Source organism: Streptosporangium heterodermiicola, assembly GCF_051390675.1.
GTDB lineage: Bacteria > Actinomycetota > Actinomycetes > Streptosporangiales > Streptosporangiaceae > Streptosporangium.
Window position 1 is genome coordinate 148,647 of sequence record NZ_JBPJSR010000006.1, and the last position, 13,800, is coordinate 162,446.

At 71.3% G+C, this 13,800-nt stretch carries 30 protein-coding genes; all 30 read right to left on the reverse strand.

Annotation, left to right across the window (positions count from 1 at the left end):
* Nucleotides 1–23: 23 nt before the first annotated feature.
* The 30 genes from dnaN to ACSC1Q_RS15535 all read right to left on the reverse strand — a co-directional run bounded on the left by dnaN (nt 24) and on the right by ACSC1Q_RS15535 (nt 13,786).
* Nucleotides 24–1,124 carry a DNA polymerase III subunit beta gene (gene dnaN / locus ACSC1Q_RS15390; protein ID WP_436759388.1) on the reverse strand — a complete coding sequence of 367 codons (1,101 nt, stop codon included), beginning with the start codon at nt 1,122–1,124 and terminating at the stop codon, nt 24–26.
* Nucleotides 1,121–1,546 carry a hypothetical protein gene (locus ACSC1Q_RS15395; protein WP_436759389.1) on the reverse strand — a complete coding sequence of 142 codons (426 nt, stop codon included), beginning with the start codon at nt 1,544–1,546 and terminating at the stop codon, nt 1,121–1,123. Before ACSC1Q_RS15395 ends, dnaN begins: the two co-directional genes overlap by 4 nt.
* Complete coding sequence (locus ACSC1Q_RS15400) at nt 1,543–1,791, reverse strand: WhiB family transcriptional regulator (protein ID WP_436759390.1); 249 nt, start codon at nt 1,789–1,791, stop codon at nt 1,543–1,545. The genes ACSC1Q_RS15395 and ACSC1Q_RS15400 overlap by 4 nt, the downstream gene beginning before the upstream one ends.
* A complete protein-coding gene (locus tag ACSC1Q_RS15405; protein WP_436759391.1) occupies nt 1,788–2,117 on the reverse strand; it encodes a hypothetical protein in 330 nt (109 codons plus the stop codon). The genes ACSC1Q_RS15400 and ACSC1Q_RS15405 overlap by 4 nt, the downstream gene beginning before the upstream one ends.
* Entirely contained in the window at nt 2,114–2,392 is a 279-nt protein-coding gene (locus ACSC1Q_RS15410; protein WP_436759392.1) for a hypothetical protein, read from the reverse strand. Before ACSC1Q_RS15410 ends, ACSC1Q_RS15405 begins: the two co-directional genes overlap by 4 nt.
* Nucleotides 2,389–3,075: a class I SAM-dependent methyltransferase gene (locus ACSC1Q_RS15415; protein ID WP_436759393.1), complete on the reverse strand. Its 687-nt coding sequence runs from the start codon at nt 3,073–3,075 to the stop codon at nt 2,389–2,391. Before ACSC1Q_RS15415 ends, ACSC1Q_RS15410 begins: the two co-directional genes overlap by 4 nt.
* A complete protein-coding gene (locus ACSC1Q_RS15420) occupies nt 3,072–3,305 on the reverse strand; it encodes a hypothetical protein (RefSeq protein WP_436759394.1) in 234 nt (77 codons plus the stop codon). The genes ACSC1Q_RS15415 and ACSC1Q_RS15420 overlap by 4 nt, the downstream gene beginning before the upstream one ends.
* Entirely contained in the window at nt 3,302–3,667 is a 366-nt protein-coding gene (locus tag ACSC1Q_RS15425; RefSeq protein ID WP_436759395.1) for a hypothetical protein, read from the reverse strand. The genes ACSC1Q_RS15420 and ACSC1Q_RS15425 overlap by 4 nt, the downstream gene beginning before the upstream one ends.
* A complete protein-coding gene (locus tag ACSC1Q_RS15430) occupies nt 3,664–4,227 on the reverse strand; it encodes a hypothetical protein (protein ID WP_436759396.1) in 564 nt (187 codons plus the stop codon). Before ACSC1Q_RS15430 ends, ACSC1Q_RS15425 begins: the two co-directional genes overlap by 4 nt.
* Entirely contained in the window at nt 4,224–4,433 is a 210-nt protein-coding gene (locus ACSC1Q_RS15435) for a hypothetical protein (RefSeq protein WP_436759397.1), read from the reverse strand. The genes ACSC1Q_RS15430 and ACSC1Q_RS15435 overlap by 4 nt, the downstream gene beginning before the upstream one ends.
* On the reverse strand, nt 4,424–4,645 hold the full coding sequence (locus ACSC1Q_RS15440; protein ID WP_436759398.1) for a hypothetical protein: 222 nt from the start codon (nt 4,643–4,645) through the stop codon (nt 4,424–4,426). The genes ACSC1Q_RS15435 and ACSC1Q_RS15440 overlap by 10 nt, the downstream gene beginning before the upstream one ends.
* Complete coding sequence (locus ACSC1Q_RS15445; protein ID WP_436759399.1) at nt 4,642–4,806, reverse strand: hypothetical protein; 165 nt, start codon at nt 4,804–4,806, stop codon at nt 4,642–4,644. The genes ACSC1Q_RS15440 and ACSC1Q_RS15445 overlap by 4 nt, the downstream gene beginning before the upstream one ends.
* Nucleotides 4,799–5,224 carry a hypothetical protein gene (locus ACSC1Q_RS15450; RefSeq protein ID WP_436759400.1) on the reverse strand — a complete coding sequence of 142 codons (426 nt, stop codon included), beginning with the start codon at nt 5,222–5,224 and terminating at the stop codon, nt 4,799–4,801. Before ACSC1Q_RS15450 ends, ACSC1Q_RS15445 begins: the two co-directional genes overlap by 8 nt.
* Nucleotides 5,217–5,915 carry a hypothetical protein gene (locus tag ACSC1Q_RS15455; protein ID WP_436759401.1) on the reverse strand — a complete coding sequence of 233 codons (699 nt, stop codon included), beginning with the start codon at nt 5,913–5,915 and terminating at the stop codon, nt 5,217–5,219. The genes ACSC1Q_RS15450 and ACSC1Q_RS15455 overlap by 8 nt, the downstream gene beginning before the upstream one ends.
* A gap of 62 nt (nt 5,916–5,977) precedes the next feature.
* A complete protein-coding gene (locus tag ACSC1Q_RS15460) occupies nt 5,978–6,199 on the reverse strand; it encodes a hypothetical protein (RefSeq protein WP_436759402.1) in 222 nt (73 codons plus the stop codon).
* Nucleotides 6,196–6,948 (reverse strand): hypothetical protein, encoded by a 753-nt coding sequence (locus tag ACSC1Q_RS15465; protein ID WP_436759403.1) that lies wholly within the window; start codon nt 6,946–6,948, stop codon nt 6,196–6,198. Before ACSC1Q_RS15465 ends, ACSC1Q_RS15460 begins: the two co-directional genes overlap by 4 nt.
* Entirely contained in the window at nt 6,945–7,145 is a 201-nt protein-coding gene (locus ACSC1Q_RS15470) for a hypothetical protein (RefSeq protein ID WP_436759404.1), read from the reverse strand. The genes ACSC1Q_RS15465 and ACSC1Q_RS15470 overlap by 4 nt, the downstream gene beginning before the upstream one ends.
* A 142-nt stretch (nt 7,146–7,287) precedes the next feature.
* The gene (locus ACSC1Q_RS15475; RefSeq protein WP_436759405.1) at nt 7,288–7,800 is read right to left on the reverse strand and encodes a hypothetical protein; all 513 of its coding nucleotides are present in this window, start codon (nt 7,798–7,800) and stop codon (nt 7,288–7,290) included.
* Nucleotides 7,797–8,138 carry a hypothetical protein gene (locus ACSC1Q_RS15480; RefSeq protein WP_436759406.1) on the reverse strand — a complete coding sequence of 114 codons (342 nt, stop codon included), beginning with the start codon at nt 8,136–8,138 and terminating at the stop codon, nt 7,797–7,799. Before ACSC1Q_RS15480 ends, ACSC1Q_RS15475 begins: the two co-directional genes overlap by 4 nt.
* Nucleotides 8,135–8,425, reverse strand: coding sequence for a hypothetical protein (locus tag ACSC1Q_RS15485; RefSeq protein WP_436759407.1), 291 nt, complete (start codon nt 8,423–8,425; stop codon nt 8,135–8,137). Before ACSC1Q_RS15485 ends, ACSC1Q_RS15480 begins: the two co-directional genes overlap by 4 nt.
* Nucleotides 8,426–8,485: 60 nt before the next feature.
* Nucleotides 8,486–9,211, reverse strand: a complete 726-nt coding sequence (locus ACSC1Q_RS15490) for an exonuclease domain-containing protein (protein WP_436759408.1) — start codon at nt 9,209–9,211, stop codon at nt 8,486–8,488.
* On the reverse strand, nt 9,208–9,570 hold the full coding sequence (locus tag ACSC1Q_RS15495; RefSeq protein ID WP_436759409.1) for a hypothetical protein: 363 nt from the start codon (nt 9,568–9,570) through the stop codon (nt 9,208–9,210). Before ACSC1Q_RS15495 ends, ACSC1Q_RS15490 begins: the two co-directional genes overlap by 4 nt.
* The gene (locus tag ACSC1Q_RS15500; protein ID WP_436759410.1) at nt 9,570–10,751 is read right to left on the reverse strand and encodes a recombination directionality factor; all 1,182 of its coding nucleotides are present in this window, start codon (nt 10,749–10,751) and stop codon (nt 9,570–9,572) included. Before ACSC1Q_RS15500 ends, ACSC1Q_RS15495 begins: the two co-directional genes overlap by 1 nt.
* Complete coding sequence (locus tag ACSC1Q_RS15505) at nt 10,751–11,590, reverse strand: hypothetical protein (RefSeq protein WP_436759411.1); 840 nt, start codon at nt 11,588–11,590, stop codon at nt 10,751–10,753. The genes ACSC1Q_RS15500 and ACSC1Q_RS15505 overlap by 1 nt, the downstream gene beginning before the upstream one ends.
* A 106-nt stretch (nt 11,591–11,696) precedes the next feature.
* Nucleotides 11,697–11,891 (reverse strand): hypothetical protein, encoded by a 195-nt coding sequence (locus ACSC1Q_RS15510; protein WP_436759412.1) that lies wholly within the window; start codon nt 11,889–11,891, stop codon nt 11,697–11,699.
* Nucleotides 11,888–12,379, reverse strand: a complete 492-nt coding sequence (locus ACSC1Q_RS15515; protein ID WP_436759413.1) for a hypothetical protein — start codon at nt 12,377–12,379, stop codon at nt 11,888–11,890. Before ACSC1Q_RS15515 ends, ACSC1Q_RS15510 begins: the two co-directional genes overlap by 4 nt.
* The gene (locus ACSC1Q_RS15520) at nt 12,376–12,975 is read right to left on the reverse strand and encodes a hypothetical protein (RefSeq protein WP_436759414.1); all 600 of its coding nucleotides are present in this window, start codon (nt 12,973–12,975) and stop codon (nt 12,376–12,378) included. The genes ACSC1Q_RS15515 and ACSC1Q_RS15520 overlap by 4 nt, the downstream gene beginning before the upstream one ends.
* Nucleotides 12,968–13,300: a hypothetical protein gene (locus ACSC1Q_RS15525; RefSeq protein ID WP_436759415.1), complete on the reverse strand. Its 333-nt coding sequence runs from the start codon at nt 13,298–13,300 to the stop codon at nt 12,968–12,970. The genes ACSC1Q_RS15520 and ACSC1Q_RS15525 overlap by 8 nt, the downstream gene beginning before the upstream one ends.
* Before the next feature lie 106 nt (nt 13,301–13,406).
* Nucleotides 13,407–13,601, reverse strand: coding sequence for a hypothetical protein (locus ACSC1Q_RS15530; RefSeq protein WP_436759416.1), 195 nt, complete (start codon nt 13,599–13,601; stop codon nt 13,407–13,409).
* Nucleotides 13,601–13,786, reverse strand: a complete 186-nt coding sequence (locus ACSC1Q_RS15535) for a hypothetical protein (RefSeq protein WP_436759417.1) — start codon at nt 13,784–13,786, stop codon at nt 13,601–13,603. Before ACSC1Q_RS15535 ends, ACSC1Q_RS15530 begins: the two co-directional genes overlap by 1 nt.
* Nucleotides 13,787–13,800: the final 14 nt, after the last annotated feature.

Here is a 13,800-nt window from a genome sequence, read left to right on the forward strand (position 1 = left end):
CGTGCGGCCGGGCCCGGGGTGGGTCAGGACAGGCGGAGGGCCATGACGAGGTACCGGTAGGCGGGGGTGTCGCTGTCGTCGGCGGCGGTGATGAGGGCGGGGCGGGCGCCGGTGGTCATGCCGATCCGCGCGCGGCCGTCGACCCCGTTGAGGCCGTCGAGAAGGAACTGGGATTGGAAGGCGATCTCCAGCGGCGCCCCGTCGAGTTCGGCGGCCACCGTTTCGGCGCCTCGGCCGTTGTCGCCGCCTCCGGCCTGCACCAGGACTTCGCCGTCGGTCCAGTTCAGTCGGACGGCGGTGTTGCGCTCGGCCACTAGCGAGACGCGCTTCACCGCGCTGATGAGCGACGCCGCGTCGACCTCGGCCCAGACGTTGAAGTCGCTGAGCTTCAGGCGGGCGTTGTAGTCAATGAACTGCGGGTCGAGCAGCCTGGCCGTGGTGCACCTGCCGCCGCCAGTGAAGGAGGCGAGGCCGTCGGTGAGGCCGAGCGTCACCGTGCCCGCAGGCAGCGACTTGGCGATGTCGGCGAGCACCCGCCCGGGGATCATCGCCCCGGCGGCGGCGTCCAGTCCGGAGGGCCGCCAGCCGAAGGTGCGGGCGGCGATCCGGTACCGGTCGGTGGCGGCGAGGGTGAGATCGCTGTCGTTGATGTCGAGCCGTACGCCGGTGAGCATCGGCAGGGTGTCGTCCTTGCCCGCGGCGGGCACGACTTGGGCGACCGCGGCGGCGAGGGTGTGGGCGTCGACGTCGCCGACCGACTCGGGTGGTTCGGGCAGTTTCGGGTAGTCGTCGATGGGCAGGGTGAGCAGCCCGAATTCAGCGGATCCGCAGGTGATGGTGACTTCGTTGCCGGAGAGGGTGAGCTCGACGGGCTTTTTGGGGAGGGGTCGGACGATCTCGACGAGGACCCGTCCGGGCAGCAGCCCCCGGCCCGGCTCGGCAACGTCGGCGGCGACGGTGACCCGTCGGGACGTGTCGTAGTCGAAGGCGCTCACCACCAGCCCGTCGGTGTCGGCGTCGAGGAGGAGCCCGGTGAGGACGGGGACGGCGGGCCGGGTGGTGAGTGCGTGTGCGGCCCAGGCGACGGCGTCGGCGAGGGTGGCGTGGTCGATGACGAGTTTCATGCGGCGTCCTTGAGGTCGAAAAGGGGGTGCTGGCCCGGAACCTCGGGGCAAGCGGGCGCGGCGGGCGGCAAGACGGGCTCTGCTGCGGCTGGCTGGATGAGTCGCACGCTGGGTTCGCATTCGTGGCGGTCTTGCCAGGTCTGCGCGTCGTCTTTGGTGAAGGGCCGGTCGTAGTCGTCCCACTCCTCTTCCATGGACCAGTGGCAGGTGTCGCAGGTCGCATCCCATGACGGGGCGAGGGCGGCGGGCTCAGGGGTGTGCTGTTCGAGGCAGCTCTCGCAGACCCGGTCTCCGCGCGGGTTGAGCCAGCCGGGCCCTTCCTGCGGTTCGGGGGTGGCGTGGAGCAGTTGCTCGCAGTCGGCGTAGATGTGGCCGGTCGCGCCGCCGGGCCACCAGGGGCGGATCCAGTCGGTCATGGTCATCGGGTCGCCTCCTGGCGGGTCCTGGTGCGGATGGTGCGGCGTTCCTGCGGGGTGAGGCCCGCCCAGATGCCTTCCGGTTCGGCCCTTTCGAGGGCGTAGGCCAGGCAGGCGGGGCTGATCGGGCAGGAGCGGCAGACCGCTTTGGCCTGCTTCACCTCCGGCGAGTGGCCCGCGTAGCTGATGGGGAAGAAAATTTCCCTGTTGACGGCGGGGGTGCGGCATGCGGCGTTCTTGTCCCAGCTCATGCAGCGCTCCTGTCCTCGGCCTGAGCGGCGGTGAGAGTGCGGTAAGCGTTGGCGTAGCGCTGGAGTTGCCGCTCCGACAGCGACAGCACCCAGCGGATCCGGGTCGGGGTGGCCCGTTCGGCGACGAGCGCGGCGTAGTCGGTCAGCGTCTGCCGGCCCTTCGGGGTGACGGGCATCCACGTCGCGGAGGGCTGGCGGGGGAACCGGTTGAGGGTGCCGTTGCGGGTGTGGCGGACGTAGCAGGCGTTGATGAGGCCACGGCCGCGGTGCAGCCCGTTGGCCTGGCAGCAGGCGCAGCGGATGGGGATGGTGGGCTTGGAGGTCACCTCGCCACCCCCTGGAGGCCGAGCATGTCGAGTGCCTCGGCGAGCCAGTGTCCGTTCCAGCCTCCGCGGTTGGCGATCTCGCGGACGCGCCGAGCGGCGGCGGCTTCTTCGGCTGGGGTGGGCGGGGTGAGGGGCAGGCTGGTTTTGTTGCCGTAGTCCTTGCCTCTGCGGGGGTTTCGGCGTCCGGTCTGCAGGAGGATGTCGTTGAACTGGAGCTCCCGCTGGAGGAGCCATTCGGCGTCGTGGCTGCGGGTCGCGGTCGTGTAGCCGCTCATGAAGCGACCGCCTGCCGGAGCTGGGCCATGACGGCAGAACCGATGTGGCGGGTGTACGCCGGCGGGATCGCCTCTCGCAGCGCCAGGTGGTCGTCGGTCCAGTCGATGCCCTTCGCGGCCTGCATCTCCTCGACCGTGGCTTTGCCGCCCCCCTTGCCGTACGCGGCGACGTAGGGGCCGTCGTGGTAGATGCCGTGCCGCCAGCCGCGCACCCGGCCTCGGTGCTTCGGGTGCGGCAGCGGCACCCGCCAGGCGCCGCCGCTGAACTCGAAGAACCGGTGCATGATGACGCCGAGGCCGAACATCTCCCCGCACAGGGTGAGGTCTTTCCGGAGTTTCGCCCCGGCCACGTTTTCGATCACCCACGGCCGGCCTGCCTCCAGCAGCGCCTCGCGGGTGGGGGCGATCAGGTCCGGGTGGGTGACGCCGCGTTCGGCGTTGCGGGCCCGGTTGGTGCCCTTGGTGGGTGCCGAGTTGTGCTGGCAGGGCGGGCTGGCGTGGATGAAGTCGAACCAGGCGCCGTGTTCGCGGATGAAGGCGACGGCGTCGGTTTGGATGAAGTCGTCGCCGATGTAGTCGGGCTGCGGGTTGATGTCGACGCCGACGACGTAGAAGCCGGCCTGCTGGTAGCCGCGGGTTGCGCCGCCTTGGCAGCAGAAGGCGTCGAGGAGGCGAGGCTTCATCCGGTCACCTCCGGGCGGGCGCAGATCGCGGACACCTCGATGGGCTTGCCCTGGGGCGCCGATCGATGATCGGTTCCTCCGGCTTGCAGGTACTGGTTGTAGGCCGCCCTGTCTGCGCAGTAGGGGCAGCCGGGGTCGGGCGACGACTCAGGGTGGGTGTCGCAGAAGGCGTGGACGGCGAGCTGGACGGCCAGCACGTCGGCGATCGCGCGCCACCGGGCGACGGTCATCCGGTCACCTCCCGCATCGCGACGGTGCGGGCGATGGCGAGCGCGGTCTCCAGGTCGTACTCGTGACGGTCGATCCAGGCGACGTGTGCAGAGGTGCGCGCGTTCTTGTCGTAGTCGGTGAACGGCTCTTGGCCGTCGCGCCACACGAACGGTTCGGCGGGCCGGGCGTCGCGGTCGTAACTGGTGGTGCCGCAGGTGACAGACCACTTCCCGCTGAACTCGCTGACCCGCACCCGGACGTAAGCCGGGTAGGCGGTGTCGATGGTCCCGGGTGGCGGTCCCACCCGGTATTCGACGGCGGCGACTGTGGGCGTGCCGGGGCGGATAGCGCCGAAGCGGCTGAGAAGGGTTCGGATGCTCATCCGGTCACCGCCTCGGGCCAAGCCACCTTGGCGAGCGCCTCCCGGTGTAGGGCGGGCACGGTGGCCACCGGCACCCCAGCGTGGTCGGCGCCCATGCAGGCCAGCACGATTGCGTCGCACAGGTTGTCGTCGCCGCCGGTGGAGAACATGGGCCACCGGCGGGTAACCGCTTCGATGACCTCCCCCTTCTTGCCGGCCCCCTTGCCGAGCGCGTACTTCTTCAGCAGCGACGGCGGCACCTCGACGACGGGGATGTCCTGCTCGCGCAGCCAGTGGACGACGGTCCACCACAAGCCGGCCCGTTCGGCGGCGCCGCCGTAAGCCTGCGCTGCGGCGCACCCTTCAAGGACGACGAGAGCGGGCGGTGTGGTGCCGACGCCGATCGCGGCACACACCTGTTCGGCGAGGTTGGCGATGGCGGCAGCACGGGCGTGGAGGGGCAGTTTGAGGACGCCGTCCCGGCCGACTTTCTCGCAGCGGCCGGCGTTGTCGGCGATTCCTGTGGCTGTGAGCGAGATGTCCACCCCGCAGATGCGGGGGGTGGTGTGGGTGGCGGTCATGCTCTGGTCTCCGTGACGGCGGTGGGAGCCCTCACGGGCTCGACGGCGAGGTGGTTGAGGGTGAGGAGGGCGCCCGCTACGGCGGCGGCGAGGGCGACGCCCACGGCGAGGCAGGGCACAAACAGCGGGCGGCCGAGCAGCGCGGCGGCGACCGCGACGAAGGCCGCAAGGGCGGCGAGGACGATGCAGGCGATGATCAGCGCCACGGCATCCACCTCTTCGAGCGCTGGGCGGTGCGGGAGCGGATGGTCTCGAGCGCGTCGGCGACGGGGAACCGGTCGGCGAGCCGCCTGTGGCTGAGGAGGGCGGCTTCGACGGCCGGGTCGGCTTCGAGTTCGCCGACGGCGACGAGGGTTTGCCGGGCGGCGTCGAGGCCGACACCGGTGAGGGTGAGTGTCGCCACGATGAGGTCGGTCACCAGTCCCACGGCCTCTCACGCTTGGGTGCGGGGGCGGGGCGTTGGAGTCCGCGCCGGTGGTGGCGAATGTCGATGACGAGCAGGGCGACGAGGACGGCGGCGATGAGAGCGAGCGCCATGCCGCCGACCAGGCGGAGGATGAAGTCGAGGACGTCAGCCACGCAGCTCACCCCCCTTCACGGCGCGGGCGACGCCCAGGGCCGTGTTCCAGCAGCGGCACACGTCGTCCTCTGTGCCTGTCTCCTGCTCTGCGACCTCGTGTCCGCAGAGGTCGCAGAACCGCTGCTCGGTGTGGCCGGGGCACATGCTGTAGCCGGGCCCGCAGTCGTCGCCGTGCTCGGGCTCCTCCGTGTAGGTGTTCTCGGCGTACCGCTCGGCGGCGTCCTCCAGGAGGACGGCGAGCGGCTCACGGAGCCGGTCGGGGATGTCGCGGGCGCAGACGGCCCAAGCCGCCCCGCACCGGCTGCAGGGGCCGGGGGCGAGGAGGGTTCCGTGGGGTGGCTGGACGGGGAACGAGTGCTCGCAGCGGAGGTTCGTGGCGGTCGTGCGGAGTTCGTCGGGGATGGTGAGGTCAGCCACGGCTGGCCTCCCGGGCGGCGATGGCGTCACGGGTTGCTTCGGCGATGCGGTCCCGCATCAGGTCGGGCGCCGCACGGATGTCGTCGAGGGTGAGGGCGTCGCGGCCGTGCTCGGGGGCGAGGACCATCACCTCGGGCGGCGGGGAGCCCTGAGACCAGGTCCGCAGCCCGCACGCCTTCGCCGCTTCGGTCTCGTCGTAGCGGCCAGCGGCCCAGATGTCGCCGGTGTAGCCGGACCCGTTCGGGCCCCGCCAGGTGCGCTGCTCGTTCGACCAGACCAGGTAGGTGCTGGCCTGCCGCTCGCCACCGTCCTGCTCCTGGTCGCGGATGGCGAGGAGCCCGGTGACGAGGTCGCGCATGGCGGCGGAGCTGATGCCCGCACCCCGCCACTCCTCGACCAGCGCCCACACGGCGGCCAGCTGCTCGGCGGCTTGGGCGGCGCGCCGGTCGGCGGCGTATTCCCGGTCGAGGTGCCCAGCACAGTCGCCGCAGGTGGTGTGCCAGGTGATGCGGTTCTCGTAGTCGGCGACCTGCGCGCGCAGCCGGTCCACCTCGGCCACGAGTTCGCGCCGGGCGGCGTCCAGCGTCCACACGTCAGGGTTGTATGGTGCGTCCCCTGCGGTCGAGTCCACCTGAAGGTCGCGGAACTCAGCGAGCCGCTCAGCGGTGAGCGGCGGGTTGGGGTTGTTCACAGGTGCTCCTAGGGTTGGGGGTGGAGCCCCGCCCGCTTTCCTCGGGCGGGGCTCCGTGGCGTTCACGGGGTGAGGAGGCTCATGTCGGCGGCGTACTGCTCGCACGTCTGCTCGATCGCGGACCCGTACACGACGCCCGCCCGGCTCAGCACCGCCGCGCCGCACCTCGTGCACGTCCACCGGGACACCGCCGATAGGGCGTGAGGCGGGTCGTTCTTCGCCGTGTGGCCGAGCGCTTCGGCGCGCTGCACCGGCGACAGGTCGGCGGCCAGGTCAGTGCTCATCGGGCCGCCGCCTCTCCGCTGCCGAGACGCCACTCGGTGACCTTGAAATCCAGGCCCTCGCCCGTACGCGTGACGAAGTCGAACCGTCCGCCCGGGGTGTCCTCGATGCGGCCTGTGGTGTGGTGGATGTCGGCGAGCATCACCTTGGTGATCGGCTTGTCGTGGTTCACCCTGGAGAGGGTGAGGATCGCGGAGGCCATCCACTCCAGATCGACATGGCCCAGAGCGATGACGTGGCCGCCTTCGTCTCCGAGTTCCCAGATGCGGAGGCCCTCGCAGTTGTGGCTGAAGTCGGCGTTCTGGAGCTGCTGGGGCACGGACCTTCGCGTCTCCGCCTCTCCAGAGGAGACAGACAGAGAGGCGGACTCCAGGTACCGGACGGGCTTGCCGAGCTTCTCGGCGTACTCGACTTCGGAACGCGTGGACGACCCGATGTATCCGCCCACGTTGAGGACGAGGACTTCGTCGGCCAGGTCGATCTTTCGCTTGTGCAGCTCGTCGAGGCGCGTCTTAACGTCGGCCAGGTCGCCCTCGGGCATGTCGCCGAAGACGTCGGCGTCCGACCGCATGTCGCAGCCGATCGACAGGACGATCCGCCCGGCCAAGGTCTCCTTGAGGTTCGCCTCCTGGAAGGCGGTGGAGAAGCGGGTGGAGCCGCACAGGACGACGATGGTGGGGCGGGGGCCGTGGAAGTCGCGCACCAGGTCGTGGTATCTGCCGCAGTCGGTGCTGTAGTGGGCGTAGCTCATCGGGTGGTCCTCTCGTGGTGGGGGTGGTATGGGTGGAAGGAGGCTGCGCGGCCGAGCGCGGCGAGGGTGCGGCGGGTGGACGTCCACCGGCGGGCCGCCCACACGGAGGCGCGGCGGCGGGCGGCGGGCCGGAACCGCAACCACTGGCCGGTCAGCATCAACAGCCAGAAGGCGGCGTGCACCAGGTGCGCGGTCACCGGGCGTCCCGGCGGGCGAGCATCCGCGCCTTCCGCTGCTCATCCGACGGCGCCACCCACCGGTGCCAACCCGCCTCGTCCGTCCACCGCTGGAAGTGACCACGCTGCTCGACTCCGCAGCGGGCGCACCCGTTCGGCGCGGTCACGACGCGTCCAGGACCGGGGCGTCGAACACCCGGGTCGGCGCCGGATCGTCCGGCGGGCAGGCGGCGGCGGTGCCGCCCTGCACCAGGTGCACCGGCCCGTTCAACCCCGGGAACACCTCGCGCCCGCACCCCGCCGGGCACGGCACACCGAAAGGCGCCACACCCTGGGGAAGACCGGCGGGCGGGGAGGCGGGCACCAACTCCGGGGCCGCCGGGGCAGGCTCCTCACGCAGGACGGGGAACGTCGTCGTCTCCCCCGGCGCCGCCTCCCGCACCGGCCGGTCCGGGCCTTGGCCGTCGACGATCCGCCGGTCAGCCTCCATCTCCAACACCCGGGCGGCCGTCGCCCACGCAGCAGAAACCGCCCGCGCATACACCGCGTCGTCCGCCCAATCCCGCAGCCCAGACCCGTAGTCGATGGGGATCTGCGGGCGCCCGTCCCGGACGGTCAGCTCACCGGTGCGCGGCCACCCGAGCAGGTGCGCCGTCGTCGTCTCCCGCTCGCTCATGCCGCCACCGCCTCAACCGGCGCCAGGCACTCACAGCCGAGTTTGTTGCACGCCGCCGGATGAGGCTTCGGCCACTTCCCCGGCTCCCCGGACCACAGGCCCTGGTGCTCGTCGACGACGAGGTGCCCGCACACGCACTTGGAGCGCTCGTCCTCGTCGCCCCACACCTGGGATGCGCCCTTGGCTGTGACGACGGCCTCGACGGAGTAGCCGACGCACTCGCCATCCCCGGCCTCGCCGTTCTCCAGCACCTGTACGGCGGCGTCGGCGTCTTCGGCCTTGACCCGGTACTCGAAGTGAAGGTAGGCCCGGATGATGAACTCGCGCTCGCTGCTCACAGCGCCACCTCCCGGCGCGTCGCACCCGGCATCGTCGGATCCGCCGCCGGGCCGTACCAACGCACCCGGTACGTGAGGTCACCCAACGGGACGACGAGTTCGCGGACGCAGTCGCCGGACCGCTGCTCGAACACCTCGCCCGCCGCCGTCAGGTTGCGGGCCAGCTCGTCCAACTCCGCCATCGTCGACACGGTCGCGTTGATCGCGTCCGGTAGCGGGGCACCCGCCTTGGCCAAGACGGCCAGGCGGCACAACGCCATCGCCTTACCACGGTCGTTGATCTGCACTTTCAGCTCCTTCCGAGGAGAGCCGCCCCGGGCCGGACAGCAGCCCAGGGCGGCGTGATGTCAGGGGGTAGGGGCGGCGTACGGCAGCAGCGGCCAGTCGCCCGGCACACCGTCATGCGGCTTGCCGACCCGGTCGAAGTAGGCGCGCATCTCGTCGCACTGCCGGGCCCGCTCCCGCACCTGCAACGCGTGCAGGTCCGGCAGGCTCATGGAGCCGATCTCCGGCCGGGAGCGGGCGATCCGCCACACCACCCGGGCCGCGGCCAGGGCGTCGAAGTTCGCGTCGTGCGCGCCGTCGATCTTGACGTTCCAGATCTCGCACAGCTGGATCAGCTTCCGCCCCGAGAACGGGCCCGGCCGCACGTACCGGTCGAGCACGAGGGCGTCGACCACCGGGCAGACGGGCTCACCCAGCCGGTCGTGCAGGGTGCGCAGGCCGTGGCGGCGCAGCTCCCGGTCCAGCAGGGTGAAGTCGTACACGGAATTCATGCCGACCAGCGGCCAGCCGAGCCGGACGGCGTCGGCGAGGTCGGTGGCGACCTCCTCCAGGACGGGCTCCGGCTGACGGCCTTCAGCTTGGGCTCGCGCTGTGGTGATTCCGTGAACCTCGGTGGCGCGTTCCGGAATGTCCACGCCGGGGTCGACGAGGTGGTGCTTGGACACGACCGGCTTGCGGGGTTCGATCCACACGAGGGCGGCGGTGACGATCCGCGCCGTCTCCACGTCGACGCCCGTACTCTCGGTGTCCCAGGCCAGCATCGGCTGCTGGAACCAAGGCGTGCTCACAGCGCCACCCCCTGGACCTTCGCGCACTCCCGGCAGGAGGCGGAGGCGACCGGGAGGTGATCGACGCACCCCTCCGTCCTCGTGTCGACGCCCAGCACCGCGGGCGGGGCAGCCTGGTTGGTCGCGCCCAGCGCCACGCACATCGCTTCGGCCTTGACGGGGCCGATGGCGCCGTCCCGCTCCCACTCGCCGACCAGCGCGAGGGCGGCGGCCCGCTCGGCCTGCATCTGCTTGTAGCCGTGCAGGATCAGCCGCAGGTCCAGGGCGGGGATGGCGACGTGCCCGCCGCCCGCGTAGCGGACCGCGTCGACGACCTTCTCCCAGTCGTCGGCGGACCTGTCGAAGGTGGCGTGCCCCATCAGAGCTCACCCGCCTTCAGCTTCTTCAGGAACTCGTCGAGCTCCGCCTCAGACGCGGTGTCCGGGGCTACTCCGCCCATCACCTGGGCGAACGCGGTGTTCAGCTCGCTGGTGGTGCCGGGCCAGACGGCGACGATCTGCTGCCACAGGGCGTCCGCCTCCGACGGCCCGGCAGCCGGAGCGGCGGGCGGCGTGGGCGGGGCCTGCTCGACGGCGGCCGGTGCGGCGTCCTTCAGCCGGGCGCCGATCGCCTTCATCTCCGCCACCTGCGCCTCGGAGGGCGACACCCTCGCCGCCCCAGCCTCATCCCAGATGGCCTTGAACTGTGCGAACGTCGTCGCCGTCCGGGCCTGAGCCAAGAACTCCTCCGCAGTCGGCCCCACCGGGGTAGCCGACTGGCCGCCCTCGATCGCCGTACGACTCCCGCCCGCCACCGCAGCCGCCGCCGGAACCGGCTCCACCGAGCCCGTACCCACCGGCACCACCTGAGCAGCCCCAGCCAGCACCTGGCCCGCCGTCGACCCGCGCAACTCCACCGCGACCACCGGGAACTGCTTCGTCTTGCCCTGCGCCACCCGAGTCCGCTGCTCAATCCGCAACCGGACCGGGATCAGCGCCTGCTCACCGATCGACCCCTTGAGCACGTCGACCGCGGCCGCCATCTCGTTCGCCGAGTAGAAGGAGTGCGTCTCGACACGCCAGGCGCCGATGTCCGGCATCTCCGGCAAGATCACGTTCAGCCGGGTCGTCATCTTGCACGCCTTGTCGCGGGGTGCGTTCTCCCAGAACAGCTCACCCCACTGGGCCCGGCACACGCACGGCTGGTCGCCGAGCGACTCGGTCATGCCGTCGCACCGCCGCTGCGCCCCGCCCGCAGACCAGGTCTCGTACGCCTGCGACAGCGGGTCACCGGGCGGCAGGATCGCGTCCAGCGATTCGGCGGCGGTCATGACCCGCCACTGGGCGGCGCCGTTGCCCTGCGGCTGCCACTTCTCCACCTGGCCGCCCCACACCTCGGCGGCGGCCTGCACGTAGTGCTCGGCGTGGGAAGAGACGATCCACGTCTTGGAGCGGACCGCGCGGGGGCGCTTCTTCGGGTCCTCGTTGGGGACGCTGTAGCCGGTGCGCAGGCGCCCCAGCTCGCGGGCCTGCCGCTGCAACGTGATGATGCGGGAACCCATCAGGCTGCCGCCTTCCTGGTGCGGGGCTTACGGGTCGGGGTGTTGAGCGGCTTGCACGGCTTCATATCCAGGCCGTGCAGCACGTAGGAGGCGCCCAGCAGGCCGAGGAACCCGGCGTGCACCTCCCGGGTGGCCGGCACCGGCACGAACCCGTACGCGTGCTGGCGGAGGTTGAGGATCGCGGCGCCGACGAACTCCGGGATCGGATGCTCGGAGTCGTCCGGGCCCAGCGCGAGCTCGGCGTAGCGGAGGGCGGCGAGCTGCAGCGGATGGTCCTGGTAGACGGTGCTCGCCGGTTTGGTGAGCGACGTTTTGATGTCGACCAGCCACAACCCGTCCGGCTGTCCGCCGGGCAGGTTGGCCAGCCGCATCCACAGGTCTGCGGTGCCGCCGTACCGGTTGGTGCGGTCCAGGACGGTGACCTCGACAGCGTCGATGTCCGCGGCTGGGTCGACGCCGAAGTCCTTGAGGAACAGGGCGTACTGGTCGACGAAGGGGGCCGCTTCGGCGTCGGCTTCGATGGGGGTGCCGAGGACGTGGGCTTCGGCGAGGGCGTGGACGCGGGAGCCGAGGTCGCGACGGGTTTCCCACACCGTCTTGTGCTCGGCCTTCGCCTTCTTGATGAACTCGTCCATGGCGGCCGGGTTCCGGCTGGCCTTGACCGCGGTGGGCAGGTGCTCAGCGAAGTATTCGGCGGTGACCTTGGCGGCGGCCGGCGCGAGGGCGGGCTTGTTGAGGGTGTTGATGGCGTTGGTGACCGACATGTGGAGGGCGCCCGTCTTCGGGTCCTGGTAGTAGCGGCCGTTGTCGGTGTCGCGGGCGTGCTTGGGGTCGGTCACTCGTCGTCCTCAGGCTCGTCGGCGGGTTCGTCGTGGATGTGGTCGTCCTGTTCGCGCCGGTACTCCTCCTCGTCGGAGGGGGTGAGGGGCGGTTCGTCGGGGTGGCTCACGCCGTCCTCCCGGTGCCGTAGGGCCGGGCCCCGGCCCGCCCGGAGGCGGGCGCGGGCTGGTCTGGGCCGGGGCTGAGCATGTCGACCAAGTGGCGGAGCCCGTCCGCCTCCTCAGCGGCGCCCCGGGCGCGGCGGGAGGGGAGGCGGTTCAGCAGCCGCTCCATGCGGGTGGGGTGCTCGGAGACGCTCACAGGGCGCCGCCCTCGGGCTGCACGAACCGGGCGTTGTCCGGGTAGCGCTCCCGCCACTTCGGTGGGATCACGCCGTGATCCCACCGATTCCGGGTGGTGGCCGTCCGCCCGTCGAAGAACTCGATGTCGAAGCGGCGACCGCTGAACCCTCGGAAGCCTCCGGCGCTAGCGCTGCCGATCTCGTACAGGTGGGCGTCCACGACAACCCGCGCACCGGGCCTGGATCGGTCCGCCTGACTGTCAGGCCCCCAACGTCCGTCGTGCTCGTCCACCGACTGCTCGACGGCGAGGGTCAGGGTGTACACCTTTGTCGTGCCGTCCGGCTGAGCCACCTTGTATGTAGACGTCGCGGTAGTCCTGGCGCCGTCCTCCGTGAACTCACCGATTTGGCGGGACGTGCCGCCTGTCTCTTTCGGCAGCCCGTTGATGATGGCGAGGGCGCCTGCCCAAAGGGCGGCCTGGGCGGCGGGCAGTTCGCGGTTGCTCACGCCCCCTCACCGCCCTGCTCGGCAGCCGCAGCCGCCAACTCCAAGGCCTTCACCACCTCCAGGCAGGTGCGGCGCTTCCGCCACGCCTCCCAATCCGCGAGGGTCCGGTAGCCGGAGTGGTCCACCAGGAACGCCAACACCTCCTCCGCACGGGCACGGCCCGCCGGGTCAGCACCCGCCGCCAGGCGGATCGTCGGCGCGACATCCATGACGGTGGGGGCGTGCGTACGCATCACCCGGGCCGCCTCACGCAGAACCCCAGCAACCGTCGCAGGGGCCAGCAGCTCACCCTTGCCGGAGCCACCGTGCACGGTCGGAGCCTGGCCGCCTCCCCCCGCCACGGGGTAGGTGGCCGGGTACTCCGCAGTCAGGTCTCGCAGGTGTCCAGCCCACCAGCTCACGGTGCACACCTCCGACAGGCGCCGCCCCTCGACAAGGTTGTCGATCACCGCGTTCACCACGCTGGCGCGGTCCACAAGCAGCCATTCGCGGGCCCGCCCGGCGGATGCCGCCGGGTAAGGGGCGGTCAGCGCCTCACGGATCGCGGCCAGCAGGCCGAGCACCTCGGAGGTGGGGACGGTCTCCGGCTCAGCCATGGGTCACCGCCGCGTCGTCGCGGGCGTACGCCTGCACCAGCTCGGCCGCTTCCAGCACCCAGCAGGAGCCGAGCGACCACACCTCGCGGCGCCCCTCCACGAGGGTCTCCTCGCGGGTCTCCGGGTTCAGCCTGGTGATCAGCACGTCCGTCTGGCCGCCCGGACGGCGCAGCGAGTCGCCCACCTCCAGGTCGGCGGTGGTACGGATGATCCGCAGCGGGGCGGGGGCGGGCGGCTTCGGGTTCCAGCGGGCGCGCACGTACTCGCGCAACTCCGCCTCGGAACGCACCACCAGGCGCGGCGGGGTGGGTGAGATGATGGTCACGTGACCTCGTCCTTTCAGGAGGATGGGGAAACGGCGGGCTCATTCCGGTGCATCGGGTGGGCCCGCAGCCATGCCAGGGGGCGGGAAACGGCCCAGGCCGGCAGGTTCAGGAAGCCTTCTTCGCGGGCGCGGGCCTACCGTCGGCCCGCAGGTAGCCCTTTTCGATGAGGTAGGGGCGGACCAGGTCCGCGATGGTGGCGAGCGCTGTCGGGTCTTCGACGACGGGCGGCAGCCCCTGCTCGGTGCGGGTGCGGGTGACCCAGGCGGCAACCCATTCGCGGTCGACCTGGTAGGCGGCCATTACGACGCCACCCGGTCGACCTCGAAAACGTCTTCGAACTTGAGGTCGGGGCAGGCGTCCAGGACGGCGGCGATGAACTCTCGGCCGGGCTGGATGGCTCCTTTTTCGATGCGGAGGACGGTGGTGCGGGATACGCCGATGTGCGCAGCGCGGGCGTCGTCGGTGGAGAGGTCCTTGGAGGTCATGTGCCGTTCCCAGG

Excerpts from the sequence above, each read along its gene's own strand:
- ACSC1Q_RS15530 (WP_436759416.1), bottom strand. The coding sequence starts at position 13,601 with ATGGCCGCCTACCAGGTCGACCGCGAATGGGTTGCCGCCTGGGTCACC.
- ACSC1Q_RS15410 (WP_436759392.1), bottom strand. The coding sequence starts at position 2,392 with ATGAGCGGCTACACGACCGCGACCCGCAGCCACGACGCCGAATGGCTC.
- ACSC1Q_RS15430 (WP_436759396.1), bottom strand. The coding sequence starts at position 4,227 with ATGACCGCCACCCACACCACCCCCCGCATCTGCGGGGTGGACATCTCG.
- ACSC1Q_RS15535 (WP_436759417.1), bottom strand. The coding sequence starts at position 13,786 with ATGACCTCCAAGGACCTCTCCACCGACGACGCCCGCGCTGCGCACATC.
- ACSC1Q_RS15520 (WP_436759414.1), bottom strand. The coding sequence starts at position 12,975 with ATGGCTGAGCCGGAGACCGTCCCCACCTCCGAGGTGCTCGGCCTGCTG.
- ACSC1Q_RS15420 (WP_436759394.1), bottom strand. The coding sequence starts at position 3,305 with ATGACCGTCGCCCGGTGGCGCGCGATCGCCGACGTGCTGGCCGTCCAG.
- ACSC1Q_RS15415 (WP_436759393.1), bottom strand. The coding sequence starts at position 3,075 with ATGAAGCCTCGCCTCCTCGACGCCTTCTGCTGCCAAGGCGGCGCAACC.
- dnaN (WP_436759388.1), bottom strand. The coding sequence starts at position 1,124 with ATGAAACTCGTCATCGACCACGCCACCCTCGCCGACGCCGTCGCCTGG.
- ACSC1Q_RS15425 (WP_436759395.1), bottom strand. The coding sequence starts at position 3,667 with ATGAGCATCCGAACCCTTCTCAGCCGCTTCGGCGCTATCCGCCCCGGC.
- ACSC1Q_RS15495 (WP_436759409.1), bottom strand. The coding sequence starts at position 9,570 with ATGGGGCACGCCACCTTCGACAGGTCCGCCGACGACTGGGAGAAGGTC.
- ACSC1Q_RS15400 (WP_436759390.1), bottom strand. The coding sequence starts at position 1,791 with ATGAGCTGGGACAAGAACGCCGCATGCCGCACCCCCGCCGTCAACAGG.
- ACSC1Q_RS15395 (WP_436759389.1), bottom strand. The coding sequence starts at position 1,546 with ATGACCATGACCGACTGGATCCGCCCCTGGTGGCCCGGCGGCGCGACC.
- ACSC1Q_RS15500 (WP_436759410.1), bottom strand. The coding sequence starts at position 10,751 with ATGGGTTCCCGCATCATCACGTTGCAGCGGCAGGCCCGCGAGCTGGGG.
- ACSC1Q_RS15475 (WP_436759405.1), bottom strand. The coding sequence starts at position 7,800 with ATGAGCGAGCGGGAGACGACGACGGCGCACCTGCTCGGGTGGCCGCGC.
- ACSC1Q_RS15460 (WP_436759402.1), bottom strand. The coding sequence starts at position 6,199 with ATGAGCACTGACCTGGCCGCCGACCTGTCGCCGGTGCAGCGCGCCGAA.
- ACSC1Q_RS15465 (WP_436759403.1), bottom strand. The coding sequence starts at position 6,948 with ATGAGCTACGCCCACTACAGCACCGACTGCGGCAGATACCACGACCTG.